The organism is Clostridium sp. USBA 49 (assembly GCF_900167505.1).
Classification (GTDB): domain Bacteria; phylum Bacillota; class Clostridia; order Clostridiales; family Clostridiaceae; genus Clostridium_AT; species Clostridium_AT prolinivorans.
Genome location: NZ_FUYD01000008.1, coordinates 81,947 through 108,414, shown reverse-complemented (window position 1 = coordinate 108,414; position 26,468 = coordinate 81,947). Strand labels below are relative to the sequence as shown.

Annotated in this window: 18 protein-coding genes and 1 pseudogene; 17 read left to right on the top strand and 2 right to left on the bottom strand. The window is 27.7% G+C overall.

The window, feature by feature from the left end:
• Positions 1–4: 4 nt before the first annotated feature.
• The 3 genes from metH to B5D11_RS08935 all read left to right on the top strand — a co-directional run bounded on the left by metH (position 5) and on the right by B5D11_RS08935 (position 6,240).
• A complete protein-coding gene (metH, locus tag B5D11_RS08945; protein WP_078682697.1) occupies positions 5–3,652 on the top strand; it encodes a methionine synthase in 3,648 nt (1,215 codons plus the stop codon).
• Between the two features lie 103 nt (positions 3,653–3,755).
• Positions 3,756–4,748: an NADH:flavin oxidoreductase gene (locus tag B5D11_RS08940; protein ID WP_078682696.1), complete on the top strand. Its 993-nt coding sequence runs from the start codon at positions 3,756–3,758 to the stop codon at positions 4,746–4,748.
• A gap of 172 nt (positions 4,749–4,920) precedes the next feature.
• Positions 4,921–6,240: an MFS transporter gene (locus B5D11_RS08935; protein WP_078682695.1), complete on the top strand. Its 1,320-nt coding sequence runs from the start codon at positions 4,921–4,923 to the stop codon at positions 6,238–6,240.
• A 118-nt stretch (positions 6,241–6,358) separates the two neighbouring features.
• On the opposite strand, the gene argC is transcribed toward B5D11_RS08935, so the two are convergent.
• Positions 6,359–7,396 (bottom strand): N-acetyl-gamma-glutamyl-phosphate reductase, encoded by a 1,038-nt coding sequence (gene argC / locus B5D11_RS08930; protein WP_078682694.1) that lies wholly within the window; start codon positions 7,394–7,396, stop codon positions 6,359–6,361.
• A 139-nt stretch (positions 7,397–7,535) separates the two neighbouring features.
• On the opposite strand from argC, the gene argB reads away from it, so the two are divergent.
• From argB to B5D11_RS08875, 13 genes and pseudogenes are all read left to right on the top strand, one after another.
• Positions 7,536–8,429, top strand: coding sequence for an acetylglutamate kinase (gene argB, locus B5D11_RS08925; protein WP_078682693.1), 894 nt, complete (start codon positions 7,536–7,538; stop codon positions 8,427–8,429).
• Positions 8,411–9,580 carry an aspartate aminotransferase family protein gene (locus tag B5D11_RS08920; RefSeq protein WP_078682692.1) on the top strand — a complete coding sequence of 390 codons (1,170 nt, stop codon included), beginning with the start codon at positions 8,411–8,413 and terminating at the stop codon, positions 9,578–9,580. The genes argB and B5D11_RS08920 overlap by 19 nt, the downstream gene beginning before the upstream one ends.
• Positions 9,581–9,656: 76 nt before the next feature.
• Complete coding sequence (locus B5D11_RS08915) at positions 9,657–10,772, top strand: M20 metallopeptidase family protein (RefSeq protein ID WP_078682691.1); 1,116 nt, start codon at positions 9,657–9,659, stop codon at positions 10,770–10,772.
• 278 nt (positions 10,773–11,050) lie between these two features.
• Positions 11,051–12,265, top strand: coding sequence for an argininosuccinate synthase (locus B5D11_RS08910; protein WP_078682690.1), 1,215 nt, complete (start codon positions 11,051–11,053; stop codon positions 12,263–12,265).
• Between the two features lie 48 nt (positions 12,266–12,313).
• Positions 12,314–13,312 carry an ornithine carbamoyltransferase gene (gene argF / locus B5D11_RS08905; RefSeq protein WP_078682689.1) on the top strand — a complete coding sequence of 333 codons (999 nt, stop codon included), beginning with the start codon at positions 12,314–12,316 and terminating at the stop codon, positions 13,310–13,312.
• A 41-nt stretch (positions 13,313–13,353) separates the two neighbouring features.
• Positions 13,354–14,427: a glutamine-hydrolyzing carbamoyl-phosphate synthase small subunit gene (gene carA, locus B5D11_RS08900; protein WP_078682688.1), complete on the top strand. Its 1,074-nt coding sequence runs from the start codon at positions 13,354–13,356 to the stop codon at positions 14,425–14,427.
• A pseudogene (gene carB / locus B5D11_RS08895) lies at positions 14,420–17,566 on the top strand (carbamoyl-phosphate synthase (glutamine-hydrolyzing) large subunit); the annotation flags it as partial. The gene carA and the pseudogene carB, both read left to right, overlap by 8 nt.
• Positions 17,549–18,148 carry a GNAT family N-acetyltransferase gene (locus tag B5D11_RS12975; RefSeq protein WP_278320348.1) on the top strand — a complete coding sequence of 200 codons (600 nt, stop codon included), beginning with the start codon at positions 17,549–17,551 and terminating at the stop codon, positions 18,146–18,148. The pseudogene carB and the gene B5D11_RS12975, both read left to right, overlap by 18 nt.
• Positions 18,149–18,594: 446 nt before the next feature.
• Complete coding sequence (locus B5D11_RS12700; protein ID WP_180376993.1) at positions 18,595–18,738, top strand: hypothetical protein; 144 nt, start codon at positions 18,595–18,597, stop codon at positions 18,736–18,738.
• Between the two features lie 39 nt (positions 18,739–18,777).
• Complete coding sequence (locus B5D11_RS08890; protein ID WP_078682686.1) at positions 18,778–20,871, top strand: hypothetical protein; 2,094 nt, start codon at positions 18,778–18,780, stop codon at positions 20,869–20,871.
• A gap of 22 nt (positions 20,872–20,893) precedes the next feature.
• Positions 20,894–21,331, top strand: a complete 438-nt coding sequence (locus B5D11_RS08885; protein ID WP_078682685.1) for an ATP-binding cassette domain-containing protein — start codon at positions 20,894–20,896, stop codon at positions 21,329–21,331.
• Positions 21,328–21,981, top strand: a complete 654-nt coding sequence (locus B5D11_RS08880) for a hypothetical protein (RefSeq protein WP_078682684.1) — start codon at positions 21,328–21,330, stop codon at positions 21,979–21,981. Before B5D11_RS08885 ends, B5D11_RS08880 begins: the two co-directional genes overlap by 4 nt.
• Before the next feature lie 358 nt (positions 21,982–22,339).
• Entirely contained in the window at positions 22,340–23,836 is a 1,497-nt protein-coding gene (locus tag B5D11_RS08875; RefSeq protein WP_078682683.1) for a L,D-transpeptidase family protein, read from the top strand.
• A 179-nt stretch (positions 23,837–24,015) separates the two neighbouring features.
• Here B5D11_RS08875 and B5D11_RS08870 read toward each other — a convergent pair whose 3' ends face one another.
• Positions 24,016–25,296, bottom strand: a complete 1,281-nt coding sequence (locus B5D11_RS08870; RefSeq protein WP_078682682.1) for a glycosyl hydrolase family 18 protein — start codon at positions 25,294–25,296, stop codon at positions 24,016–24,018.
• A gap of 724 nt (positions 25,297–26,020) precedes the next feature.
• Between B5D11_RS08870 and B5D11_RS08865 the strand changes: the two genes are divergently transcribed.
• A complete protein-coding gene (locus B5D11_RS08865; RefSeq protein WP_078682681.1) occupies positions 26,021–26,464 on the top strand; it encodes a cell wall hydrolase in 444 nt (147 codons plus the stop codon).
• The last annotated feature ends 4 nt before the right edge of the window (positions 26,465–26,468 follow it).

Sequence of the window (26,468 nt, the reverse complement as noted above, 5' to 3'; positions counted from 1 at the left end):
TTAAGTGAAACTAAATATAGAAGATTGCTTAAAAAAAAGAATATTAATTTTAGATGGAGCTATGGGAACTGTTATACAAAAACTAAATTTAAGTGAAGAAGATTTTAGAGGAAATTTAACTGTTAAAATTAACCAAAAAGGTAATAATGATATATTAAATTTAACTCAGCCTGATGTTATAAGAGATATTCATAAATCTTATTTAGAAGCAGGAGCGGATATAATAGAAACTAATACATTTAATTCTAATAGAATATCTCAATCAGATTATGGGTTAGAAGATAAAATTTATGATTTAAACTATTATGGTGCAAAAATAGCAAGAGAAATGGCAGATTTTTATAGTTTAAAAGATAGCTTAAAGCCTCGATTTGTAGCAGGATCTATAGGTCCTACAAATAAATCAGCGTCCATATCTTCTGATGTAGAAAATCCAGGTTTTAGAGCTGTAAGTTTTGATGAACTTTTAGAGTCTTATGAAGAGCAAATAGAAGGTCTTGTAGATGGAGGAGTAGATATACTTTTAATTGAAACTATATATGATACATTAAATGCCAGAGCAGCAATTATTGCAGCAGATAATGTTCTTTCAAGAAAAAAAATAGATTTAAATATTATGATATCTGGAACTATTGCAGATAAAAGTGGAAGAATATTATCAGGGCAGACATTAGAAGCTTTTGCAGAAAGTTTAAAGCATGAGAGGATAATAAGCATAGGTTTGAATTGTTCGTTTGGTGCAAAAGATTTGCTTCCATTTATAAGAAAACTTTCAAAAACTCAAGGGCTTTATATAAGTTTTCATCCTAATGCTGGACTTCCTAATTCACTAGGTGAATATGATGAAATACCAGAAGTTACAGCTTCTTATATAAAAGAAATAGCTTTAGAAGGTCATTTAAATATAGTAGGAGGGTGCTGCGGAACAACACCATCTCATATAAAGGCTATATATGAAGCTGTTAAGGACATTAAACCTAGGATTATTCCTAATTTAACTAGAGAAACTGTATATTGTGGACTTGATATTGTTAAAATAAATAAAGAAAATAACTTTATAAATATAGGAGAAAGAACAAATGTGGCAGGCTCTGCTAAATTTTCAAGGCTTATAAGAGAAAAAAAATATGAAGAAGCTTTATCCATAGCAAAAAATCAAGTAGAAAATGGGGCACAGATTATTGATATAAATTTTGATGATGCTCTTTTAGATGCTCAAAAGGAAATGGATATATTTTTAAAACTTTTAGCCAGTGAGCCTGAAATAGCAAAAGTGCCTGTTATGATTGACTCTTCTAAGTTTGAAGTTTTAGAGACAGGATTAAAAGCAATTCAAGGAAAAGCTATAGTAAATTCAATTTCTTTAAAATCTGGAGAGAAGGAATTTTTAAGGCAGGCAGGTATAATAAAAAAATACGGTGCTGGTGTAGTTGTTATGGCTTTTGATGAAAAAGGTCAGGCAGATACATTTGAAAGAAAAATTGAAATATGCAAAAGGGCCTATGAATTATTAGTTAATAAAGTTAAATTTCCACCTGAAAATATAATATTTGATCCTAATATATTAGCTATTGCAACGGGTATTGAAGAACATAATAATTATGCTGTAGATTTTATTAAAGCAGTAAAGTGGATAAAAGAAAATCTTCCTTATGCAAAGGTAAGTGGAGGAGTAAGTAATCTATCTTTTGCTTTTAGAGGTAATAATGTTATAAGAGAGGCTATGCACTCGGTATTTTTATATCATGCAATAAATGCAGGTTTAGATATGGGAATAGTTAATCCAGGTATGATACAAATTTATGACGAAATTGATAAAGACCTCCTTTTGAAAGTAGAGGCTGTTATTCTTAATAAGCATAAAAATGCACAAGAAGAACTTTTAGAGTTTGCAGAAAAAGTTAAAGGAACTGAAAATATTCAAAATGAGAATAAGCTTTCTTGGAGAAGCTTAGATGTTAATGAAAGATTAAAACATGCTCTTATTAAAGGTATAATGGAATATCTTGAAGAAGATATAAATATTGCCATAACTAAATTTGATAGAGCACTTGAAGTTATTGAAGGACCATTAATGGATGGAATGAAAGCTGTTGGGGAGCTTTTTGGAGAAGGAAAAATGTTTTTACCTCAAGTGGTAAAATCTGCAAGAGTTATGAAAAAAGCAGTAAGTTTTTTACTCCCATATATCGAAGAAGAGAAGGATGGCAATAAAAGCAGTGCTGGTAAAATAGTATTTGCAACTGTAAAAGGAGATGTTCATGATATAGGCAAAAATATAGTATCTGTTGTACTTGCATGTAATAATTTTGAAGTTATAGATTTGGGAGTAATGGTAAGCTCAGAAACTATACTTGAAACTGCTAAAAAGGAAAAAGCTGATATAATAGCATTAAGCGGACTTATAACTCCTTCATTAGAAGAGATGGCACAAGTTGCAGAAGAAATGGAAAGACAGGGATTTAATATTCCTCTTATGGTAGGAGGAGCAACTACATCTAAAGTTCATACAGCTTTAAAGATTGCACCTAAATATTCTAAAGGTGTTGTTCATACAACTGATGCATCTAAAGCTGTAGAGGCAGCAAGAAAATTAGTAGATAAAGATAATAAAGATAAATATTTAGAAGAAATAAATAAAGAATATGAAAAAATAAGAGAAAATTATTTAGGATTATCAAGAAAATTAATTTCAATTAAAGAAGCTAGAGAAAAGGAATATAAAATTAATTGGGAAAATGCATACATTAAAACACCTAATTTTTTAGGTATTAAAAAATTAGAGAAATTTCCTATAAGTGAGATTAGAAAATATATAGATTGGACATTTTTTTATACAGCATGGGATATGGGAATGGTTTATCCTAAGATACTTAAAGATGAAAAATATGGGAATGAGGCTAAAAAACTTTTTGAAGATGCAAATAAAATGCTGGATATAATTGAAAAGGAGAATATATTAACTGCCAATGCTGTATTTGGTATTTTCCCTGCAAATTCAAATGGTGATGATATAGAAATTTATAATATTAAAGATAAAAGCGAAGTTCTTGAAACTTTTAATATGTTAAGGCAGCAAGAAGTAAATAATAGCAATATATATAGATGTCTTTCAGATTATATAGCTCCAAAAGATAGTAAAATAACAGATTATATTGGAGGATTTATTGTAAATTGCGGCACTGGAGTAAAAGAATACGAAGAAATTTTTAAGTCTAAAGGAGACGATTATAAAGCAATAATGATAAGACTTCTTGCAGATAGGCTTGCAGAAGCTTTTGCAGAACTTCTTCATGAAAATGTTAGAAAAACTTACTGGGGTTATGCAGAAGATGAAAATTTATCAATAGATGATTTGCTTAAAGGTAAATATCAAGGCATACGTCCTGCATTTGGTTATCCTTGTTTAAGAGATCATAGTGAAAAAGAAAAATTATTTAATATTTTAAATGGGGAAAGTATAGGAGTATCTTTAACTGAAAATTATATGATGGAACCATCATCTAGTGTATGTGGACTTTATTTTGCATCAAAGGAAGCTAAATATTTTGATATTTATAAAATAGGAAAAGATCAATTAGAAGATTATACTAAACGAAATAAAAAAAATATAAAAGATGTAGAAAAACTATTAGGAGTTTTAATTTATTAAAAACTATAAATTTTTGGATTAATTTTCAAAAAAATAAATGAAAAATCCTAATAAGATGTATAATAAAATTATAAATTTTTAATAATAAAGGAGGATTTTTCATATGGCTTGTTTGCTTAATCCATTACAAGTTGGGACAGTTACATTAAAAAATAGATTGGTTATGCCCCCTATGGCTACATCCAAATCTGAATTAGATGGAAGTATAAGTCAAGATATTCTTGATTATTATAATGAAAAGTCTAAAGGAGGATATATAGGACTTATAATAATTGAACATAGTTTTATAAGACAAGACGGAAAGGCAAGTAAAGGTCAGCTTTCAGTAGCTGATGATAGAAACATAGATGGGCTTAAAAAATTAGCTGAAATTATTCATAAAAATGGATCTAAAACTGTTATGCAGATTAATCATGCAGGAAGTGCAACAAATAAAGAAATTACAGGATTAGATGTTTTAGCACCATCTCCTATACCTCATCCAAAGCAGGGAATAATACCAAAGGAGCTTAGTAAAACCGAAATTAAAAGTATTATTAAAGCTTTTACTGATGCAGCTTTAAGGGTAAAAAAAGCTGGTTTTGATGGGGTAGAAATTCATTCAGCTCATGGATATTTATTAAATCAATTTTTTTCACCACTAACTAATAAACGTACAGATGAATATGGAGGAGATGTATATAATAGAATTAGAATTCATATTGAAATTATAAATTCTATACGTGAAGCGGTGGGAGAGGATTTTCTAATTTTATTAAGATTAGGAGCTTCAGATTTTAAAGAAGGGGGAACCACTATAGAAGATAGCAAAATTGCAGCTTGTGAATTTGAAAAAGCGGGAATAAACATACTTGATATTTCTGGAGGTTTTTCAGGATATAATGTTCAGGGTTTAAGCGGGCAAGGATATTTTTCAAAGCTTACTGAAGAAATTAAAAAAGTTGTTTCAATTCCATTAATTTTAACAGGAGGTATAACACAAGCAAAGGCAGCTGAAAATCTTTTAATGAATGGAAAAGCAGATCTTATAGGAGTAGGAAGAGCTATACTTAATGATTCAAATTGGGCTAAAAATGCAATAGAAAGTTTTAAATAATAAAAGTAAAATTTAATAAAAATAAATTTGTGAAATAATACAAAAAAATCAGCAAAAAATATCAATTTTTTGCTGATTTTTTATTACTAAAAACTATAGTCATAAGCTATAAAACTTGATACAATTATGTGAGATTATTTAATATGAGTATTATAAAAAGAGGTATTATATTATGAATAATAACGGCAATATTGTTTTAAGTCTTATACATAATAAAATTATAAATAAAGCAAAGACCTCCTTAAAAAAAGATAGAAATATGTTTTTATTTGCTTATGAGGGTATACTTATTGCTCTTGTAAATAATTTCATTAATAATAATAATAATTTATTTGCAACAAGGCTTGGAGCAAGTGATTTCCAACTTAGTTTAGTTACAGCACTACCTCAATTTGTAGGAATGTTAGTGCTTATTCCAGGTGGAATTTTAACAGATAGAATGTCTAGTAAAAAGAAAATGGTTATAATGTCTCTTTTAAGTCTTGCAGTATTTTATTTTTTAATTGGTTTTGTACCTATTATGAAAAAACATAGATTTACAGCCTTTTTAATACTTATTTCATTATCTATTGGACCTATGACTTTATATAATGCTTCTTGGCAGGCTTATTTTTCGGACGTAATACCTATAAAAGAAAGAAATAAAGTATTTACTTTAAGAACAAAGTGGACATTTTTAGTTAATATTGCAGCCCCGCTTTTAACAGGAACTCTTTTAGCATCTGCTTCTACTAATTCAGGCAAATTAAAGTTCCATCAAAGCTTTTTTTGGGCAGCGTGTTTGTTTATATTGTTACAAATATTTATTTTAAAAAAGATAGAATCAGAAAATGAGAAAAAGATTCAAAATAAAGTTACTTTTAAAGATTTAAAAAATGTTGCAATAGATTTAATGCATAATAAAAATTTTCTTGGATTTTTAGGAGTAGCTTTATTTTTTTATATGAGCTGGCAAATGGATTGGACTTTATATTATATAGGACAAATTAAGTATTTAAAACTTAATGAAGCTTGGATTGGATATTTAAATGTTTGCAGTGCATCAATACAATTTTTAACAATAGGATTTTGGAGTCGTATAAATGAAAAAAAAGGTATAAGATTTTCTATAATAATGGGAGGATTGGGACTTTGCTTTGGTCCAATTGCTATGATTTTTTCAACTAGCGTACCTTTAAATATTGGGCGGCAATTATTTCTTATTCTTAACAGTATTGCCAATTTGGCTTTCGCAACAGTTATGCTTAATATTTTACAGTGTTTGCTTCAGGTAATACCTGAAAAAAATAAGACTTTGAGCATTTCTATATATACTTTATTTATATGTTTTTCTAATGCTGTAATGCCAATTGTAGGAGTTAAAATTTATACAAGCTTAGGATCTAATTTAAATGCTCTTCACATTACATTTTTAATAATATTATTTTTAAGAATTATAGCAACTTTGCTTTGGACATTACGTTGGTGGCTTCTTAGAAATGAACCTAAATAATAGATATCTAGTAAGAAAAATTAGTCTAGTAAAATAATAATCTAAGAGAGAAATCTCTAAATAAAAAAGGTTATTATTTTACTAGACTTTTAATTTTAGATATATAGGGATAATAATACTATGGAGCCATTGATATAAATTCTAATCCTTCTGTTTCTTTTAATCCGAACATAATGTTCATGTTTTGAACAGCCTGACCAGCAGCACCTTTAATTAAATTATCTATAGCAGATATTACAATTACTCTGTTTGTACGAGTATCTGATTTTATGCCTATATGGCAAAGATTTGAACCTTTTACCCATTTGGTTTCAGGAAGAGTATTTAATATTTTTATGAAATACTCATCTTTATAAAAATCTTTATATAAGTTTAAAAGTTCTTCTGTATTTATATTTGTATTTAAATTTGCATAACAGGTAGAAAGTATTCCTCTATTCATTGGAACTAAATGAGGAGTAAAAGATACCTTTAAATCTTCTAAAGCAAGCTTTGAAAGTTCTTGTTCAATTTCTGGAGTATGTCTATGTGTTGGAATTCCATAGGCTTTTATTGATTCATTGCATTCTGTAAAAAGAGAAGTTACATTAGCTGATCTTCCTGCTCCAGAAACTCCAGATTTTGCATCTATAATTATGCTTTTTGTATCTATTAATTTATTTTTTAAAAGAGGTGCTAAAGCTAATATAGTTGCAGTAGGATAACATCCTGGATTTGCTAAAAGATTGCATTTTTTAATTTTTTCTCTATTTAGTTCTGTAAGTCCGTAAACTGCTTCTTCTAAAAGTGAAGGTAATTCATGTTTTATTTTATACCATTCTTCGTAAACTTCCTTAGAATTTAATCTGAAATCTGCTCCTAAGTCAATTACTTTTACACCTAGATTTAAAGCTTTTTTTGTTATATCAAAAGTTTTCCCATTTGGCAGTGCAATAAATAAAACATCTATATATTTTAATTGATTTTCAGCTTCATCCATATTAATGCATTTATCTTCAATAAAACCATAATAATTTACATATATTTCATTTAAAAAATCTCCTGCATAATTATGAGAACTATAAAATTGAACATTTACATTTGGATGATTATTAAGTATCCACACAAGCTGCTGCCCTGCATAGCCGGTTGCTCCTATAATTCCTGCGTTTATCATGATTTCACCTCAATTTTTAAAATTTATATGATAAAAATAATTATGGGACATATTAATAAAAAAGTCAATGTTTTTATTGAATAATTATATATAAGGTTGTATAATTATTCTTAAAAATATACCAAACTGGAGGAAGGAAATGAATAATCAATCTACTGACTTAGATAAAAACAATTTTTTACAACTTAATAAGTTTAAAGAAAAGACTTTTGTAATAAAATATGGTGGAAGCATAATGAATGATGAAAAAGCTCAAGAGGCTTTTATTGATGATTTATTGTTACTTACAAGCAAAGGAATAAAAGTAGTTATTATACATGGAGGCGGTCCTGAAATATCTAAATGGTTGAAAAAAACGGGTATAGAAACTAAATTTATAAAAGGCTTAAGAGTTACAGATAAATCTACAATGGAGATTGTAGAGATGGTTTTGTCAGGAAATGTAAACAAAAAATTATCCTCACGTTTAAGTATAAAAGGTCTTACAGCTATTGGTTTAAGTGGTAAAGATTCTAAATTAATTAAGGCAAAGAAAAAATATGTATATGATGGGAACAATAAATTAGATATAGGCTTTGTTGGAGAAGTTGAATGTGTAAATGAAAAGTTACTTTTAAAACTTTTAGAAAACAATATAATTCCTGTAATATCTCCAGTTGGGTGCGATGATAATGGGAACAGTTATAATATAAATGCAGATTATGCAGCATCTTTTATAAGTGGAGCATTAAAAGCTGAAAAATTATTGATTATGACTGATATAGATGGAGTATATATAGATATTAATGATCCATCAAGTATTTTAAAATCTATTACTATTGATGAGATAAAAGAATATATAGATTCTGGTATTATTACTGGAGGAATGATTCCAAAACTTGAATGCTGCATTGATGCTCTTAATAAAGGAACTAATAGTGTTCAATTAATTGATGGAAGAAAAGAACATAATTTATTACTTAATATAACAACTGATAGTGGAACTAAAATAATAGCAAAGAGGAGAGATAATTTATGTCAAAAAATAGTTTAATGAATACATATGAAAGATTTGATGTTATTTTTGAAAAAGGTATAGGAAGCAGACTTTATGATGTAAATGGTAAAGAATATATAGATTTTGTATCAGGAGTTGCAGTAAATTGCTTAGGACATAGCCATCCTGCAATAATTAATGCTATAACTGAACAGAGCAAAAAAGTTATTCATATATCAAATTATTATTGGAATACAAAACATATAGAACTTGCAAATAAATTAATAGAAAATTGCGATCATAGCAAAGTATTTTTTTGCAATAGTGGCACAGAAGCAGTAGAGGGAGCCCTAAAGGCAGCAAGAAAATATGGCAAGTTAAAAGGCAAAGAGGATAAAAATATTATATTATATATGACTAATTCCTTTCATGGCAGGAGTATGGGAGCTTTATCAGTTACAGGACAATCAAAATATCAAAAGAATTTTATGCCTTTAATTGGTGGAGTAAAAGAAGTTGAATTTAATAATATTGAAGATTTAAAAAGAAATTTTAATGAAAATGTATGTGGAGTTATAATAGAGCCTATACAAGGAGAAGGAGGAATTATAGAGGCTAGTAGTGAATTTTTAAAAGAAGTTAGAGAGCAATGCGATAAATATGATGCTTTATTAATTTTTGATGAAATACAGTGTGGAATGGGTAGACTTGGAAGCCTTTTTGCTTATAAAAAATTTGGAGTTATACCAGATATAATTACTATTGCAAAAGCTTTAGGGGGTGGATTTCCAATAGGAGCTTTTATAGTAAATGAAAAAGCTGAAGGAACATTAGTACCTGGAGATCATGGAAGTACTTTTGGAGGAAATCCTCTTGCCTGTTCAGTTGGATGTGCTATATTAAATGAATTAGTAGATGGCGGGGTGATTGAATCTGTTGAAGAAAAAAGCAAATATTTAAAAGAAAAATTATTAACATTACAAAACAAATATGGAGTTATAAAAGAAATAAGAGGAACTGGGCTGCTTATAGGTATTAAAGTTGATGATCCAAAATCTTTTATGAAAACCTGCTTTAGTAAGGGACTTTTGGTAATTACTGCTGGGAAAGATATTATAAGGCTTCTTCCTCCTCTTAATGTAGAAAAAGAGGATATGGATGCTGCATTAAATATATTAGAAGGAATTATGCAGGAATTGTCTGCATAGATATATTGTAATTAACCTGTTGAAATAAATATGTTCAACAGGTTAATTACAATTATTTATTAAAGGCGGTGTTAACTTGGATATCAAAAAGGTAATTGAAGAAAATATTGAGTATATAAAAAAACTTAGGATTGAACTTAATAACAATGCTGAGCTTTCTTTTAATGAATTTAAAACTCAGAAGATTATATTAAATTTTTTAAAAGATTTAAATATACCTTCTAAAATTTTAGCTAAAACTGGAGTAGCTGCTACTTTAAATAGTGGAGAAGAATGTATAGCTATTAGAGCTGATATGGATGCACTTCCAGTAAATGGAGTATCTCATGTTTGCGGACATGATTATCATATGGCTATAGTTATGGGAACTTGCTTAATTCTTAAAAAAATAGGTTTTGATAAATGTGTAAAATTTATATTTCAACCTGCGGAGGAAGATGACGGCGGAGCTTTGCCTATGATTAAAGAAGGTGTACTTGAAAACCCTAAAGTTAAAAATATGATAGGATTTCATGTATGGCCCAATGTTAATGTTGGAACTATAGAGGTTTCACCAGGACCTTCTATGGCATCAGTAGATGATTTTAAAATAATATTTAAAGGTAATGGTGGTCATGCAGCTATGCCTTATCTTTGCAAAAATCCTATATATCCTGCAATGGATTTTATTCAGACTATGAATTTTAAAACAAAAATGGAAATTAATCCACTTGATTCACATATTATAACTTTTACTTCAATTCAATGCGATACTGCACCAAATGTAATAGCAGATGAATGTGTGGTTTTAGGAACTGTAAGAACTTTTGATAATGATTTAAGAAATAAAATTTATGAAGATATAAAAAGAATTTCTTATCTAAGTGCAGAAAAATATAATTGTACTACAGAATTAAAATATAATTTTCAATACCCTCCATTAATAAATGATGAGGATTTTACTAACAAATTTATAAATATTACAAAATCTCTTATTGGGGAAAACAATGTTATTCCCCTTGAAAAAACTTTTGCTGCTGAAGATTTTTCATTTTTTGCACAAAAAATACCATCTGTACATTTTAGACTGGGAATAGCAGATGGTAATAAAGGCTTATATCCACTACATTCTCCTTACTTTAATGCTTCAGATGATGCTCTTTTTCATGGGATTAATATTATAACTAATTTTATACTTTCACTAAATTTATAGATGTAAATTTTTTAATTATAAAAGGGGCTGCCTTAAAATAGGAGTTAATTTCAAACTAACTCCTATTTTGAGGCAGCCTTATTTTTTATAAAAAATATAAAATAAATACAAAAAAGGTATTGCATATTTATAAAAAAAGTTGCATAATTATAAATATAATTTATGAACTTAAAAGAAAAACTGATATTTGAGTTTATAAAAAATGTATAAGTATTATTACTAATTAAGATAAGGGATATCTAAATTATATAAATAGTAAAGAAAGGGGAATTTTTAAAATGAAAGAAAAAGTTATATTAGCATATTCAGGAGGATTAGATACTTCTATAATAGTACATTGGCTTAAAGAGAATTATAATTTTGATGTTATTGCAGTGTGTGCAGATGTTGGACAAGAAGATGATATGGAAGAAATAAAAGAAAGAGCAATAATGACTGGAGCATCAAAAGTTTATGTAGAAGATTTAAAAGAGGAATTTGTAGTTGATTATTTATACAAAGCTATAAAATCAGGAGCAGTTTATGAAGAAAAATATTTATTAGGTACATCATATGCAAGACCATTAATTGCAAAGAGACTTGTTGAAATTGCTCATAAAGAAGGAGCTAAATATATATGCCACGGATGCACTGGAAAGGGTAATGATCAAGTACGTTTTGAATTAGGTATTACTTCAATAGATCCTGAAATTAAAATAATAGCTCCTTGGAGGATATGGAATATTAAATCAAGGGAAGATGCTATAGATTATGCAAATGAAAAAGGAATAAAAATTACTGTAACTAAAGAAAAAATATATTCTATGGATAGGAATTTATGGCATGTAAGCCATGAAGGTGGAGATTTAGAAGAATTAACAAATGAACATAAAACAGAAATGTATCTTATGGTAACTCCTCCTGAAAAAGCTAAGGATGAACCTACTTATGTTGAAATTTACTTTGAACAAGGAGTTCCTAAGAAAGTTAATGGAAAAGAGCTTGCACCAGTAGAACTTATAAAAACATTAAATACTATTGCAGGTGAAAATGGAGTTGGAATTGCAGATATTATTGAAAACAGACTTGTAGGTATGAAGTCAAGAGGAGTATACGAAACACCAGCTGGAACTTTACTTTTAGCTGCTCATCGTGAAATAGAACAAGCAATTTTAGATAAACAGACATATCATTTTAAACAGATTGTGGCTCAAAAATATGCTGAAATTGTTTATGATGGAGTATGGTTTAGTACTATAAGAGAAGCTTTAGATGCTTTTATTGATAAAACTCAAGAAAATGTAACTGGAACAGTAAAATTAAAGCTTTATAAAGGTAATATTATTCCTGCTGGAGTAGATACAATTTATGCATTATATGATAAAGGAATATCTTCTTTTGGAGAAAGTGAATTATACAGTCATAAAGATTCTGAAGGATTTATTAATTTATTTGGTCTTCCTTATAGAATTAAAGCTATGAATGAAAAAAAGATTAACAATAAATGCAAATAACAGGTAATTAGATAATATGAACTTTTTAAGTATCAAAGGAGTGATGTCATGAACAATTTAAAAAACAGAAGTTTTTTAACTCTTATGGACTATTCTCCAGATGAAATAAAATTTTTACTTGATTTATCATCGGAACTAAAAAAAGCAAAATATGGCGGGTATGAAAAACAAAAATTAAAAGGCAAAAATATAGCACTATTATTTGAAAAAGATTCTACAAGAACTCGCTGTGCCTTTGAAGTAGCTGCATATGATCAAGGGGCCCATGTAACTTATATTGGGCCTTTAGGCAGCCAAATGGCTAAAAAAGAATCTATAAAAGATACTGCAAGAGTACTTGGAAGAATGTACGACGGAATAGAATATAGAGGATTTTCACAAAATATAGTTGAAGATTTAGCAAAATACTCAGGAGTACCAGTTTGGAATGGACTTACTGATGCTGATCATCCAACTCAAGTGCTTGCGGATTTTTTAACAGCATACGAACACCTAAAAAAGCCATATAATGAGATGACTTGGACATATGTAGGTGATGGAAGGAATAATGTTTCCAATGCACTTATGATTGGTGCTGCTAAAATGGGAATGGATTTTAGAATAGTGGCACCTAAAAAATTATTTCCATCTCAAAACCTTATGTCTAAATGTTTAAAAATTGCAAATGAAACTGGAGGCAGTATTACCTGTACAGATAATATTGCAGAAGGAGTTAAAGGAGCAGATGTAATTTATACTGATGTTTGGGTATCTATGGGAGAGTCAGAATCCATCTGGGAGGAAAGAATAAATTTATTAAAACCCTTTCAAGTTAATATGGACATGATAAAGTTAACAGGTAATCCAAATGTATTATTTGAACACTGTCTGCCAGCCTTCCATGACTTAAATACAACAATTGGTATGAAAATTTTTGATAAATTTGGATTAAAAGAAATGGAAGTTACAGATGAAGTATTTGAAAGTAAGCACTCTGTTGTATTTGATGAAGCGGAAAATAGAATGCATACTATAAAAGCTGTTATGGTTGCTACACTTGGTGAATAATTATTAAAATTGATAGATTTTGATTTTAAAGGAGGAGGCATATGAAAGCAAAACTTGTATTAGAAGATGGAACAGCTTTCATTGGAAACTCTTTTGGTGCTGAAGGAGAAGCATTAGGAGAAGTAGTTTTTAATACATCTATGACTGGTTATGAAGAAATTTTAACAGATCCTTCTTATAAAGGTCAGATGGTAACCATGACTTATCCGCTAATAGGTAATTATGGTTTTAATAATATAGATAAAGAATCTTTTAAGCCTCATGTTAATGGATTTATTGTAAAAGAAATATGCGATGCTTCAAGTAACTGGAGAGGTAATATTTCTCCAGAGGAATATTTTAAAGAATATAATATTGTAGGAATAAAGGACATTGATACAAGAAAACTTACAAAACATATAAGAAATTTTGGAAGTATGAATGGCATTATTTCTACTAAAGATGAAAGTATAGAAGAACTTTTAAATAAAATAAAAGAAAATAAACTTTTGAAAATAAATCTTGTTAAAGAAGTAAGCACTACTGAAAAATATCATATTGAAGGTAAAGGTAAAAAAATAGCTGTATTAGATTTTGGAGTAAAGCAAAGCATCTTAAGGATTTTACAAAATAAAGGCTGTGATATATATGTATTTCCTTATAATTCTACTACAGAAGAGTTATTAGAAATTAATCCAGATGGAATTTTACTTTCAAACGGTCCAGGAGATCCAGAAGATTTACCTGAGGTTTATGAAAATATAAAAAAACTTTTAGGGAAAAAACCTATAATGGGAATATGTTTAGGTCATCAATTATTAGGTATAGCTCTTGGAGGTAAAACCTACAAATTAAAATTTGGACATCATGGAGCTAATCATCCTGTAAAAGACTTTATTACAGGTAAAATTTATATAACATCACAAAACCATAATTATGCTTTAAAAAATAATTTTAACAGTGATGTAATTATTACACATATTAATGTAAATGATGGTACCGTAGAAGGATTTAAACATAAATTTTTACCAATTATAAGTGTTCAATATCACCCAGAAGCAGCTCCAGGGCCACAGGATTCAAACTATATATTTGATGATTTTATAAAAATGGCAGGAGGGAATGCTAATGCCTAAAAGAGAAGATATAAAAAAGGTAATGGTAATAGGTTCAGGCCCTATAGTTATTGGTCAGGCAGCAGAGTTTGATTATTCAGGAACACAAGCATGCAAAGCTCTTAAAGAAGAAGGTATAGAAGTTATACTTATTAATAGTAATCCTGCTACTATTATGACTGATATGGATATTGCCGATAAGGTATATATAGAGCCAATTACCTTAGAATTTATAAAAAAAATAATATATAAAGAAAGACCTCAAGGTATTCTCCCTTCATTAGGCGGTCAGACTGCTCTTAATATGGCAGTAGAATTAGCTAAAGATGGTATATTAGAAGAATTAGGCATTGAACTTCTTGGAACTTCTTTAGAATCTATTGAAAAAGCTGAAGATAGAGAATTATTTAAAAAAATGATGGAAGAAATAGGCGAAAAAGTAGCTCACAGTACTATTGTTACTACATTAGAAGATGCTGTTGCTTTTGTAGAGAAGGTTGGATTTCCTATAATTATTCGTCCTGCTTACACATTAGGTGGAACAGGAGGCGGTATTGCAAATAATATGGAAGAATTTAAGTATATTGTAGGCCGCGGATTAAAGCTTAGTATGATTCATCAAGTTTTACTTGAGCAAAGTGTTGCTGGATGGAAAGAGATTGAATATGAAGTTATGAGGGATCAGGCAGATAACTGCATAATAATTTGTAATATGGAAAATTTCGATCCAGTAGGAGTTCATACAGGAGATAGTATAGTAGTAGCGCCAAGCCAAACATTATCTGATAAAGAGTATCAAATGCTTCGTTCTGCTTCTATAAAAATTATTCGTGCTCTTAAAATTAATGGAGGCTGCAATATACAGTTTGCTTTAAATCCCAATAGTTTTGAGTATGTTGTAATAGAAGTTAATCCTAGAGTAAGCCGATCTAGTGCATTAGCATCAAAAGCTACAGGATATCCTATTGCAAGGGTAACAGCTAAAATAGCAATTGGTATGAATTTGGATGAAATAAAAAACTCTATTACTAAAAATACTTATGCTTGTTTTGAACCATCATTAGATTATGTAGTTACAAAGGTTCCAAGATGGCCTTTTGATAAATTTACAACTGCAAATCGTTCCCTTGGAACACAAATGAAAGCCACTGGTGAAGTTATGGCAATAGGAAGAACTTTTGAAGAATCTTTATTAAAGGCAATAGATTCTTTAGATATAAAATTAGACTATCAATTAGGGCTAAAGCAATTTGAAGATAGAACTTTAGAGCAGTTAAAAGAAATTATTAGTGTTCCTAGCGATGAAAGAATTTTTGCAATATGTAAGGCATTACAAAAGGGTATTTCTGTAAAAGAGATTATAGATATAACTAAAATAGATTATTTCTTTATGAAAAAATTAGAAAAAATAGTTCTTTTGGGTGAAAAAATAAAAAATACAAATATTGAAGATATTAGCTATGATTTGATGTATGAAGCTAAAAAAATAGGCTTTGGAGATACTTATATAGCTAATTTGTTAAATACTTCTTTAAAGAAAGTAATAGATAAGAGAAGAGAATATGGTATAAATCCTGTATATAAAATAGTTGATACCTGTGCTGGTGAATTTGAAGCTGTTACTCCTTATTATTATTCAACTTATGAAGAGGAAGATGATGTAGTAGTAAGTGATAGGAAAAAAGTAGTTGTTATAGGGTCTGGACCTATAAGAATAGGGCAAGGTATTGAATTTGATTATTGCAGTGTTCATTCAGTACAGACACTTAAAGAACTTGGATATGAATCTATTATTATAAATAATAATCCTGAAACTGTAAGTACTGATTTTGATACTTCAGATAAACTTTATTTTGAACCGCTTACTAAAGAATGTGTTTTAGATATTGTTGAAAAAGAAAAACCTGAAGGAGTAATTGTTCAATTTGGAGGACAAACAGCTATTAATCTTGCAGCTCCTTTAAATAAGGCTGGAGTTAAAATATTAGGAACTGCTGTAGATAGTATAGATATTGCAGAGGATAGAGAAAGATTTCTTAGACTTTTAGAAAAACTTAATATACCACTTCCTCCAGGAAGTACTGCTTTTAATATAGAACATGCTTTAGAGATTGCACAAAAAATAGGATATCCCGTTTTGGTAAGACCTTCTTATGTACTTGGTGGAAGAGCAATGGAAATTGTATATAATGATAAAGAATTAAAGCAATATATGCAGCTTGCAGTAGATATTTCTATAGAACATCCTGTACTTATAGATAAATATATTTCAGGAAAAGAAGTAGAAGTTGATGGAATATCAGACGGCATAGATGTTTTAATTCCTGGAATTATGGAACATATAGAAAGGGCTGGTATCCATTCAGGAGATAGCATAGCTGTATATCCACCTCAAAGTATTAATGAAAATGTCAAAAATACTATTGTTAATTATGCAATAAGCCTTGCAAAAGCTTTAAATATAAAAGGTCTTTTCAATATACAATTTGTAATTGATGAAAATAATAAAGTGTATGTAATTGAAGTAAATCCACGTGCAAGCAGAACAGTACCTATACTTAGCAAAGTTACAGGTATACCTATGATAAATTTAGCTACAAAAATTATTATGGGTAAATATTTAAAAGATTTAGGATATAATACAGGATTAGTAAAAGAAACAGATTTTGTTGCTGTAAAAGCACCAGTATTTTCTTTTTCAAAACTTTCAATGGTAGATACATTTCTAGGACCAGAGATGAAATCTACTGGTGAAGTTATGGGAATTGATAAAGATTATCATAAAGCTTTAAGAAAGGCTCTTGAAGCTTCTGGACTTATTATTCCAAAGGATGGTAATGTGCTTTTATCTATAGCAGAAAGAAATAGAGAAGAAAGTTTAAGTATTGCTCAAAAGCTTTGTGATTTAGGATATAAATTATATGCTACAGATAATACTTACACTTATTTTAAGGATAAAGGTATTAATGTTTTACTAGTACCTATGGAAGAAGTACAGCAATATATAAAAACAGATAAGATTGATTTTATAATAAATACTCCTACTAATGGGAAAATAGTTAATAAAAATGGATTCTCTTTAAGGCGTACAGCAATGGAATATAATATACCATGTATTACATCTTTAGATACTGTTAATGCTATACTTGAAACAATTAAAAAAGATAAAGAAAATAATATAATAAACATATATCCTTTAAATGAGTATTCATCACGTAAATTTAAGGATATAAAAAATAAAAATTTAGAAGTTAGAAAAGCTAAATTTGAAGATATTGAAGAAATATATAAAATAACAAAAGAGGCTTTTAAACAATACAAAAAATATGTTCCAGAATCTAATGATTTAGAGGCACTTACAGAAACATATGATGATATAAAAAAAGATATTGAAACAAAAGAAGTGTTTGTAGCTTTATTTAATGATGTAGTTGTAGGAAGTGTAAGGGTTGAAATATTACCTGATAAAACTGCATATCTAAGCAGATTTTCAGTATCTCCTGAACTCCAAAGACATGGAGTAGGTAGTGCTTTATTAGATGCAGTAGATGAGGCTATGAAGAAAGCTTCTGTAAGTAAGTTATTTCTTCACACTTCAACAAAAGCTTCTTATCTTATACACTGCTATTATAAACATGATTTCTATATTGAATCTACTACAAAAGACAAAGGATATATAAGGGCATTATTAATTAAAGACTATATTTATGATGAAGAAAGTAACAATAAAAATGTCAACTAAAATTAAATAACAAAAATTTAATTTTTGTTATTTAATGCCGGAAAAAATTTACAAGAGAATTATTGACATATTTGTAATAGAGGACTAAAATCAAGACTGTGAACAAGCTTGTTCACAGTCTTGATTTTTTAATTAACTTGGTTAAACTTTTAACTAAAGTTAAAATGTATATTATATGAATGGTGTGATGTTAATATGTTAAAAAAGACAATTTCTACGTTAGTATTATCTATGGTTATTTTAGGGACAAGTGCTTATATGCATCTGGAACAGTAAGTATAGCTATTTATAAGGATAAAACAGTAGCTGACAGTATTTCTCAATATTGCAGTAGCTTTGTAGATGGTTATGGATTTAATGACAAAAGTTCCGAGCGTGCACTTTGGTATGAAATATACAGATCAGTAACTGGACCAGACCAAAGAGTAGATTATCTTTGTAGTAAAATGGCACCTAGTACAGGAACTAATACAAAATTTAAACAAGTAATAAATCAAGAAAAAGTAAGTGCAGGTAACTATTATGTTCATTTGGATCCAGATGGAGCTCTTACAAAAGGCTGTTGGGGTGCAGATAATCTTGTAGATTAATGCTCACGTGCGTATCAATTACTGAAAGGGGAATATAATTTGAAAAATAAAACAGCTAATAATCATGTAACTAAAAAATTATTAAATTGTATTAAAATACAAAATAGATTTACTTTTAAATCATATTGGTTTTACTTGGTAATGGCTTTATGGATAGGGATATTATTAATGCAAGTACTAATTATAATGCCAGAAAACCAAGAAATTGGAACGTCATTAACATTATCAGCATATTGGGTACAAATATTAATATTTTTAGGTTTATTTATAGGATATTATTATGGTAAAAATGAATTTTATAATAATTGTGATGAAATAATAGCCTCACTGCCTAATGCTTATGTATTAAAACAAATATCTAAGATAATTAATATTATAATTATAGGTTTAATTATATTCATAACATCAACTGTTGCAATTATGTCATATTTTTTTGTTAATAAAGTAAATGCGATTTACTATTTTTCTTCTATTAAATATATTTTTCTTTATTGGTTTCTGACATTTATTATAAGTGGGATTTTGGGGATTATTATAGGGAATGTTTTTTATTCTAAGGCAGTATATTTTATTATTATTTTTGTTGGACTTTTAGTTGGTCCTATTTGTATGGATATAATTGATCCATTATTAGATCAATTTCATATAATATTACACCCATATTTTATGGCAATAAATTTAGGACAGTTAGATCCTCATAAAGGTATGAATTCTTTATTTGGATATGAAATGCAAAAAGAGTTATGGATTATAAGATTAATTTTAATTTTATGTTTATGTACAGTGTTAATAATATTATTTTATCTTCATGAGGAAAATAAAATAAAGAAAAAAATTAATACTGCTTGCACTATACTTATATTAATTATGCTTACGACAAGTTATATAATATCATTTAAATATGTTAAACAACATTATTATAAATATGTTATGGATGATATTGAGCAAAAATATGGTATTCAAAATAATATAAAAAAAGATGAGAAAAAATTTGAAATAATAAGTTCAAATATTGTAATGAATACAAAAGGTAAAATATCAATGATTGTTAAAATGAATATAAAGCCTAATAAAGATGCAGATAAATTAAATTTTATATTATATCAAGGTTTTAAAATAGACTCAATAAAAATAAATGGGAATAATGTATCTTTTATAAGGAAGGATGACGATATAACTATTAATCAAAAATTTACAAAAAATGAAAAATTCGATGTAGAGATGGAATATAAAGGGCTTCCATTAAATTATTTATATCAAGATACAAATGCATGGATGCTTCCTGTTAACTTTGCATGGATGCCATTTATTGGATCAGGACCTGCCGTAATAAGGAATTCAAATGATATATATGATTTATCATTTAATTATATCCAGCAGGAAACTCCTGTTAATTATGAGATTATATATATAGGATCAGGTAATCCAATATGTAATTTAGAGCTTGTTGGTAAGAATCATTGGAAGGGAACATCAAAATCAGGAATTTCAATGGTTAATGGCTGGATTAAAGAAGGAAATACAGATGATGGTAAAAGATTTTATTACCCTATATCTTATAAAAAATATGATGAATATGTTCCTAAGATGATTAAAGAATTCGAAAAAAATCAAAAGATAATATATAATGATTTTAATATAAATAAAAATGATACAAGCAATGTAAAAACCTATTTATTTTTGCCTAATGTGTATCTTAAAAATGATGGTATATACAATTTTGATGATCATTTAATTTTATCTATAAATGAAGCATATTCAGACGGTGAATTTCTTATTTATCCTGATGTTACAATGAATTGGGTATTACAATCAACTATTTATGATAAGTATTGGAATGATAATCAATTATCTATGCAAGAATATTTTACTAATTCATATATAACTTGGTATATTAAAAGATTTAAGGATAACTATTCAAATAGCATGCCAATTACCAATATGTTAAAATACAAAGAAGGTGTTTATGAAAAAATTGGAGATAAAGAGTCGGCAGATTTATGTAGAAAGCTAAATGATTTTATAATGAATAACAGTGACGATAAAATTAAAATGTTTTTTATAAATTGGCTTAATATGGCTAATAGTAGTTCTGAAATAACTTTTAATAGTCTTGAAAAATTAATGAACTAATTAACTTATAAGGTGGGATATTATGACACTAAATATAAATAATATTGTTAAATACTTTGGTAAAAATAAAGCATTAGACGGCATAAATATTTCTTTAGAACCAGGTATTTATGGATTATTAGGCCCTAATGGTGCAGGGAAAACAACATTAATGCGTATTTTAACTACAATTATTAATGAAGATTCGGGTACAATAACATACGGTGATTTAAATTGGAATAATAAAAATGATGTAAGAAAAATAATAGGATATTTACCTCAAAGATTTTCTTTGTATAAAAATTTAACTGTTGTACAAGCTTTAGAACATATTGCTATTTTAAAAGGTATAGAAAATAATATAAATAGCCAAGTAGTTGATGTTATAGAAAAAGTAAATCTTATTGAGCAAAAGGATAAAAAAATTGGTCATTATTTAGAAGAAATATATTTAAGCTTAATTGGGAGAGAGTTAAATTGAAAATAAAAAATATACTTATAAATGAATGGAAATCATTAGGCATAAGTGCTTATATACCATTTTTAGTGTATATTTTGTTACTTTTTTATTGCAGATTATTTCGTGATGATCAAAGAATTATTATATTAGCATTACAAGCTGTGCTGCCAGTAATGTCTTCATGGTGGGTTGTCCTATCTTTTTATAATTTAGTAGAGGAAGAAGGAAAGGAGGTTTTTTTCTCATATCCTATGAATCGTTGGTGGATAGGAATAGGTAGATGTTTAGCATTTTATATATTACATATGATTATTACTTATATATTAATCATATTTTGTAGTGTAAATAGTGCTAACATAATAAATGTTTTTATTCAGCTTGCCATACAAAGTTTTTTCTTTACTGGATTGAGCTTTATGCTGGTTTTATTGACACAAAACACGTCAGTTAGTATAGCAATTCCATTTGGATATTGTACTTTTGAGTTATTAAGCGAAGGCAAAATATTAAGTTTTATTAATATCTATAATTTTAAAGTGCAATTTCAATTAGCAGAGATCTCAATGAATAGTAATATAATATATATACTGTTACTATCTTTATTATTTATGTCAATAGGGCAAGCTTTGATATTAAATAAATTTGGTATTTATATAGAGGGAAAAAGGTAGCTAAAGATTTAAAATGAACATTGACATAATAAAACAATTTAAAAATAAATCCAGTAGAAAGCATTTACGGCTATCTACTGGATTATTTTATAAAATAAAAATTTATAAGTGAGTTATGGAAAATTTTGAAGTTTACTTATAAGATAATCACTATAAAATTATCCTTTAATTTGTTAAAAATTTATCTAATATAAATAAAAATTTTTTCAATAGCAATTTATTAAATAAAGTTATATAATAAAAACAGTGTTAATTATTAAATTAAATACATAAAATGGAATATATAAGTTCTTTTATATATAATTTATCATTAAACTTTGTTTTTAAAATATCAAGGGCTTTTAAAGGGGTGGGCACTATGGAAATTGTGGTAAAAAAATTAAAAAAATTAAAAGTAGGGCCAGTAAAAAATTTAATAAAAAAACTAAAAGAAACTTTAACAAAAGAAAATATAAAAAAAGTTATAAAAAAATTAAAAGAAAAACTAAAAGAACATAAAAAATTAGCATTAACTATAAGTATTTTACTCGGGGGGTTAATTTTTATATATTTTAGTTTATCAATATATTTCATAAATCATTTTTATTTTGGCTCTAAAATTAATGGTATTAATGTATCTGGGAAATCAGTAAATAAAGTAAATGAAATAATAAAAGCTGAAATTAATAAATATGTTTTAAATTTAAAAGAGATGGATGGCAAAGAAGAACAAATTAAGTCCAGTGAAATTGGATTAATATGTAATCCAAATGAAGATTTTAAAAAGCTTAAAAACATACAAAGTCCTTTAAAATGGGGAGTGGATATTTTTAATAAGGAAAAACGTGAAATAGAGATAAATTTAGATTATGATAAAAAATTATTAGAAGATAGAATAAATAAATTAAATTGCTTAAACGATAATATAATTGAACCTAAAAATGCAAGCTTTAAATATGAAAATAATAAATATGTTATTGTAAAAGAGATAATAGGGAATAAAATAGATAAAAATGTATTATATAAAAATATAGAAAAAGCTATAATTAAAGGGAAAACTGTAATAGATTTAGAAAATACAAATTGCTATATAAAACCACAGTATACTTCAAATTCACAAAAGGTTATAGAAGCTAGAGATATTCTTAATAAATATGTATCTTCAAATATTACATATTTATTTGGAGAACAAAAGGAAGTTATAGATTGTAATATAATAAATAAATGGCTTGTGGTTGATGAAAATTTTGAAGTAAAAATTAATGAAAAAGAATTAAAAAAATATATAGATATGCTTTCAAACAAATATAATACAGTTGGTAAAAAAAGAGATTTTTTAACATCGTCAGGTAAGACAATTAAAATTGGCGGTGGTGATTATGGATGGGCAATTAATAAGTCTAAAGAAATTGAAGATTTGATTAAAATTATAAAGGATGGACAAACAGTAACAAAGAAACCAACATATAAACAAACAGCTGCAGTTTATGGACCAAATGATATAGGAAATACTTATGTTGAAATAGATCTTACAAAACAGCATTTATGGTTTTATAAAAATGGATCATTAGTAGTAGATGGAGATGTTGTTACAGGTAATGTAAGAAAAAAGAATACAACACCACCAGGAATTTATAGATTAAAATATAAACAAAGAAATGCTACTTTAAAAGGAGAAGACTATGTAACTCCTGTTGATTTTTGGATGCCTTTTAATGGAGGTATAGGAATTCATGATGCAAAATGGAGAAGCAAATTTGGAGGGGAGATATATAAAACCAATGGTTCTCATGGATGTATAAATTCACCATATTATTTAGCAAAGACAATATATGAAAATATTCAAGTAGGAACTCCTGTTGTTTGTTATAATTAAATTTATAGTTTCCTATAAGAGTGCTATATTTTGTTTAAATATAAAAATATGTAGTTGTGTTAATTCTCAATAAAAATACCTTTTGCATGATAATCATATTGTATAAATAAAATATAATTTGGTAATAAGCGTCAAATAACTATTAATTAAAAGCTATTTGACGCTTATTGTATTTATAATTAAATTACCTTTTTTATATCATAAAGTGAACTTAAAACAAGCCAGTTTTGAGGGAAATATTGACCTATAGTCCAATAACTTACACCTCCGAGGCTAAATTCATTAACTAATTTAAGCTTTGCATTTATGCTTCTAGCATCTTCAAACCATACTATATGCTCTCTGCCGTTGCTGTCATAATAATTAAAATATGGAGATTGAGAAATGTTATCATATTGTATTACTGCTCCAACCTTGGCTGCAAGATTAACTGCACCTACATTAGAAAGAGTGGTTGCACTAGTACCTTGTTTATAAGGTAGAGTCCAATCATATCCATAGTTTGGTATACCCATTAATATTTTATTTTTAGGTATAGCTGTAACTGCATAATCTAAAACCCTTCTAACAGCATTAAGAGGTGCTACTGCCATTGGAGGCCCAAATGTATAACCCCATTCATAAGTCATAAGTATAACATGAGAAACTAATTTTCCGTGGAAAGAATAATCATGAGCTTCATATAAAACACCTTTTTGATTTTCAGATACTTTAGGAGCTAATGCTGTTGTTACAAAATATCCTAAAGGATTTAACTTATTTACGGCTTTTTCGATAAAATTATTATATAGTTCTTTATCTTTAGGATAGATATATTCAAAATCAATATCAAGACCATAATAATTTTTGTCTTTAAGAGTTTGAATAACATTATTAAGCAGTGTGTTTTGTAAGTTTTCATTTGATAAAATAGTATGGGCTAAATCACTACTAAAGCCTTTGCCTTCTAGAAGATTAGTAATAACTAAAAGCGGTGCAACATTTGCTTTTCTTGCTTCTTCAATAAGAGGAGTATCATTAATAGGCCTTAAAGAGCCATTTTCTTTTACTTCGTGACTAAATATACTTAAGTAGGTTAAATATGGGAGGGTTTTTTTTAAAACCGTCATATCTATATTAGGGAAAGCATATCCATTTACTTCAATGGTTCCAAGTTTTTTTGTTTTTGATGGTATATTAATTATTTGGCCTGGATATATCCAAGATGGATTAGCTATGTGAGGATTTGCAGCTATGAGTTCATCAATTGTTAATCCATAAATTGAAGCAATAGTATAAAAACTTTGATTAGGAGTAATAACATGTTTTCTTACTCCTTCAATAATAACTAAAGTTTGCCCTATAACTAATCTATTTGGATCTTTAAGTTCATTATAAGATGCAATTTTATCAAGAGGGACATTATATAAACGAGAAATAGAATAAAGAGATTCCCCTGGTTTTACAACATGAATAATCAAAAAATTTCCCACCTTTTTACATAGTCTAATTTAATATATGATTTGATGTAAAAAATTGATACAAAATATAAAAATTTTTAATATATTAAAACCATTGGCATATAAAGCAGAATATATCATGTAGATTTAATTGAATTAAATACCAATTGGTACCATTCCATACCCAGCAAATGACAGTATTTTTTAATATTGAAATAGGTTTTGCCCAAAATGCAGCTTCATTATTTAACCAAATATAAGTAAGTCTATATAAGCATGGAAGAATAGTTGAAGGTAAAACTAAATTAATTCCAGGGGTTTTTTCAAATCCAAGTGCATGAGCTTTATTTTTATCAGGTATAAAATTAGGGGGTGGAAATTTAGGCGGATTTGAATTTAATGTAATATCCCAGCCTACAGGCTGAGGTGCACACCCTCAGCTTCTATAAAAACTATATTTATACATATTATACACCTCCTGTAAATATATTCATAAAATGTGTAATTTTAAATTTATACAAAAGTTAATTAATAAAAGTGTTATTTTTTAATTTTTAACATTAGTTTTATATTGGTTTTAAATATAAATTTATACAAAAGTTAATCATTAAATCTTTTATTCTTTCATAGATATAATATGAGTTATATATAAAATTTGCTAATAAATTTATTAAAACTATGCACCATTTTTTATGCTCATTAATAAAATATTAATATGAGTTAAATTTATGAGGTGATAGTTAAAGTGGCATATGATAATAGAGAATTATTAGCAAGAATAATTAGGTGTGAAGCTGGTGGAGAGGGAGAAAATGGTATGAAGGCAGTTGCCACTGTAATTATGAATAGAGTAAATGTAAGTGGTGGCGAATATTTAAGAGTATGCCAAGGTGATTTAAGAAAAGTAATTTATCAAAAAGGACAATTTGATTGTGTCCGTTCTGTTATTAATGGTCAGCCAAATCCTCAAACTATATGGTCTAATCCTCCAGAGGATATACATTATAAAATAGCAGATTGGGCATTGGCAGGAAATAAATTATTTACTGTAGGTGCTTCTCTTTGGTATTTTAATCCTTTTAAACCATCTTGCCCTTATATGTTTCCATACAATGGATCAGGAAGTTTTCAAGTAAGAGTAGTGCAGCATTGTTTTTATAATCCAACAGCATTATATTTTGAAACTTAATAAA

What these genes read in the sequence shown, in the direction of transcription:
- B5D11_RS08940 (WP_078682696.1), top strand. Translation starts at nt 3,756, where the DNA reads ATGGCTTGTTTGCTTAATCCATTACAAGTTGGGACAGTTACATTAAAA.
- B5D11_RS08935 (WP_078682695.1), top strand. Translation starts at nt 4,921, where the DNA reads ATGAATAATAACGGCAATATTGTTTTAAGTCTTATACATAATAAAATT.
- argC (WP_078682694.1), bottom strand. Translation starts at nt 7,396, where the DNA reads ATGATAAACGCAGGAATTATAGGAGCAACCGGCTATGCAGGGCAGCAG.
- argB (WP_078682693.1), top strand. Translation starts at nt 7,536, where the DNA reads ATGAATAATCAATCTACTGACTTAGATAAAAACAATTTTTTACAACTT.
- B5D11_RS08920 (WP_078682692.1), top strand. Translation starts at nt 8,411, where the DNA reads ATGTCAAAAAATAGTTTAATGAATACATATGAAAGATTTGATGTTATT.
- B5D11_RS08910 (WP_078682690.1), top strand. Translation starts at nt 11,051, where the DNA reads ATGAAAGAAAAAGTTATATTAGCATATTCAGGAGGATTAGATACTTCT.
- argF (WP_078682689.1), top strand. Translation starts at nt 12,314, where the DNA reads ATGAACAATTTAAAAAACAGAAGTTTTTTAACTCTTATGGACTATTCT.
- carA (WP_078682688.1), top strand. Translation starts at nt 13,354, where the DNA reads ATGAAAGCAAAACTTGTATTAGAAGATGGAACAGCTTTCATTGGAAAC.
- B5D11_RS12700 (WP_180376993.1), top strand. Translation starts at nt 18,595, where the DNA reads ATGGCACCTAGTACAGGAACTAATACAAAATTTAAACAAGTAATAAAT.
- B5D11_RS08885 (WP_078682685.1), top strand. Translation starts at nt 20,894, where the DNA reads ATGACACTAAATATAAATAATATTGTTAAATACTTTGGTAAAAATAAA.
- B5D11_RS08875 (WP_078682683.1), top strand. Translation starts at nt 22,340, where the DNA reads ATGGAAATTGTGGTAAAAAAATTAAAAAAATTAAAAGTAGGGCCAGTA.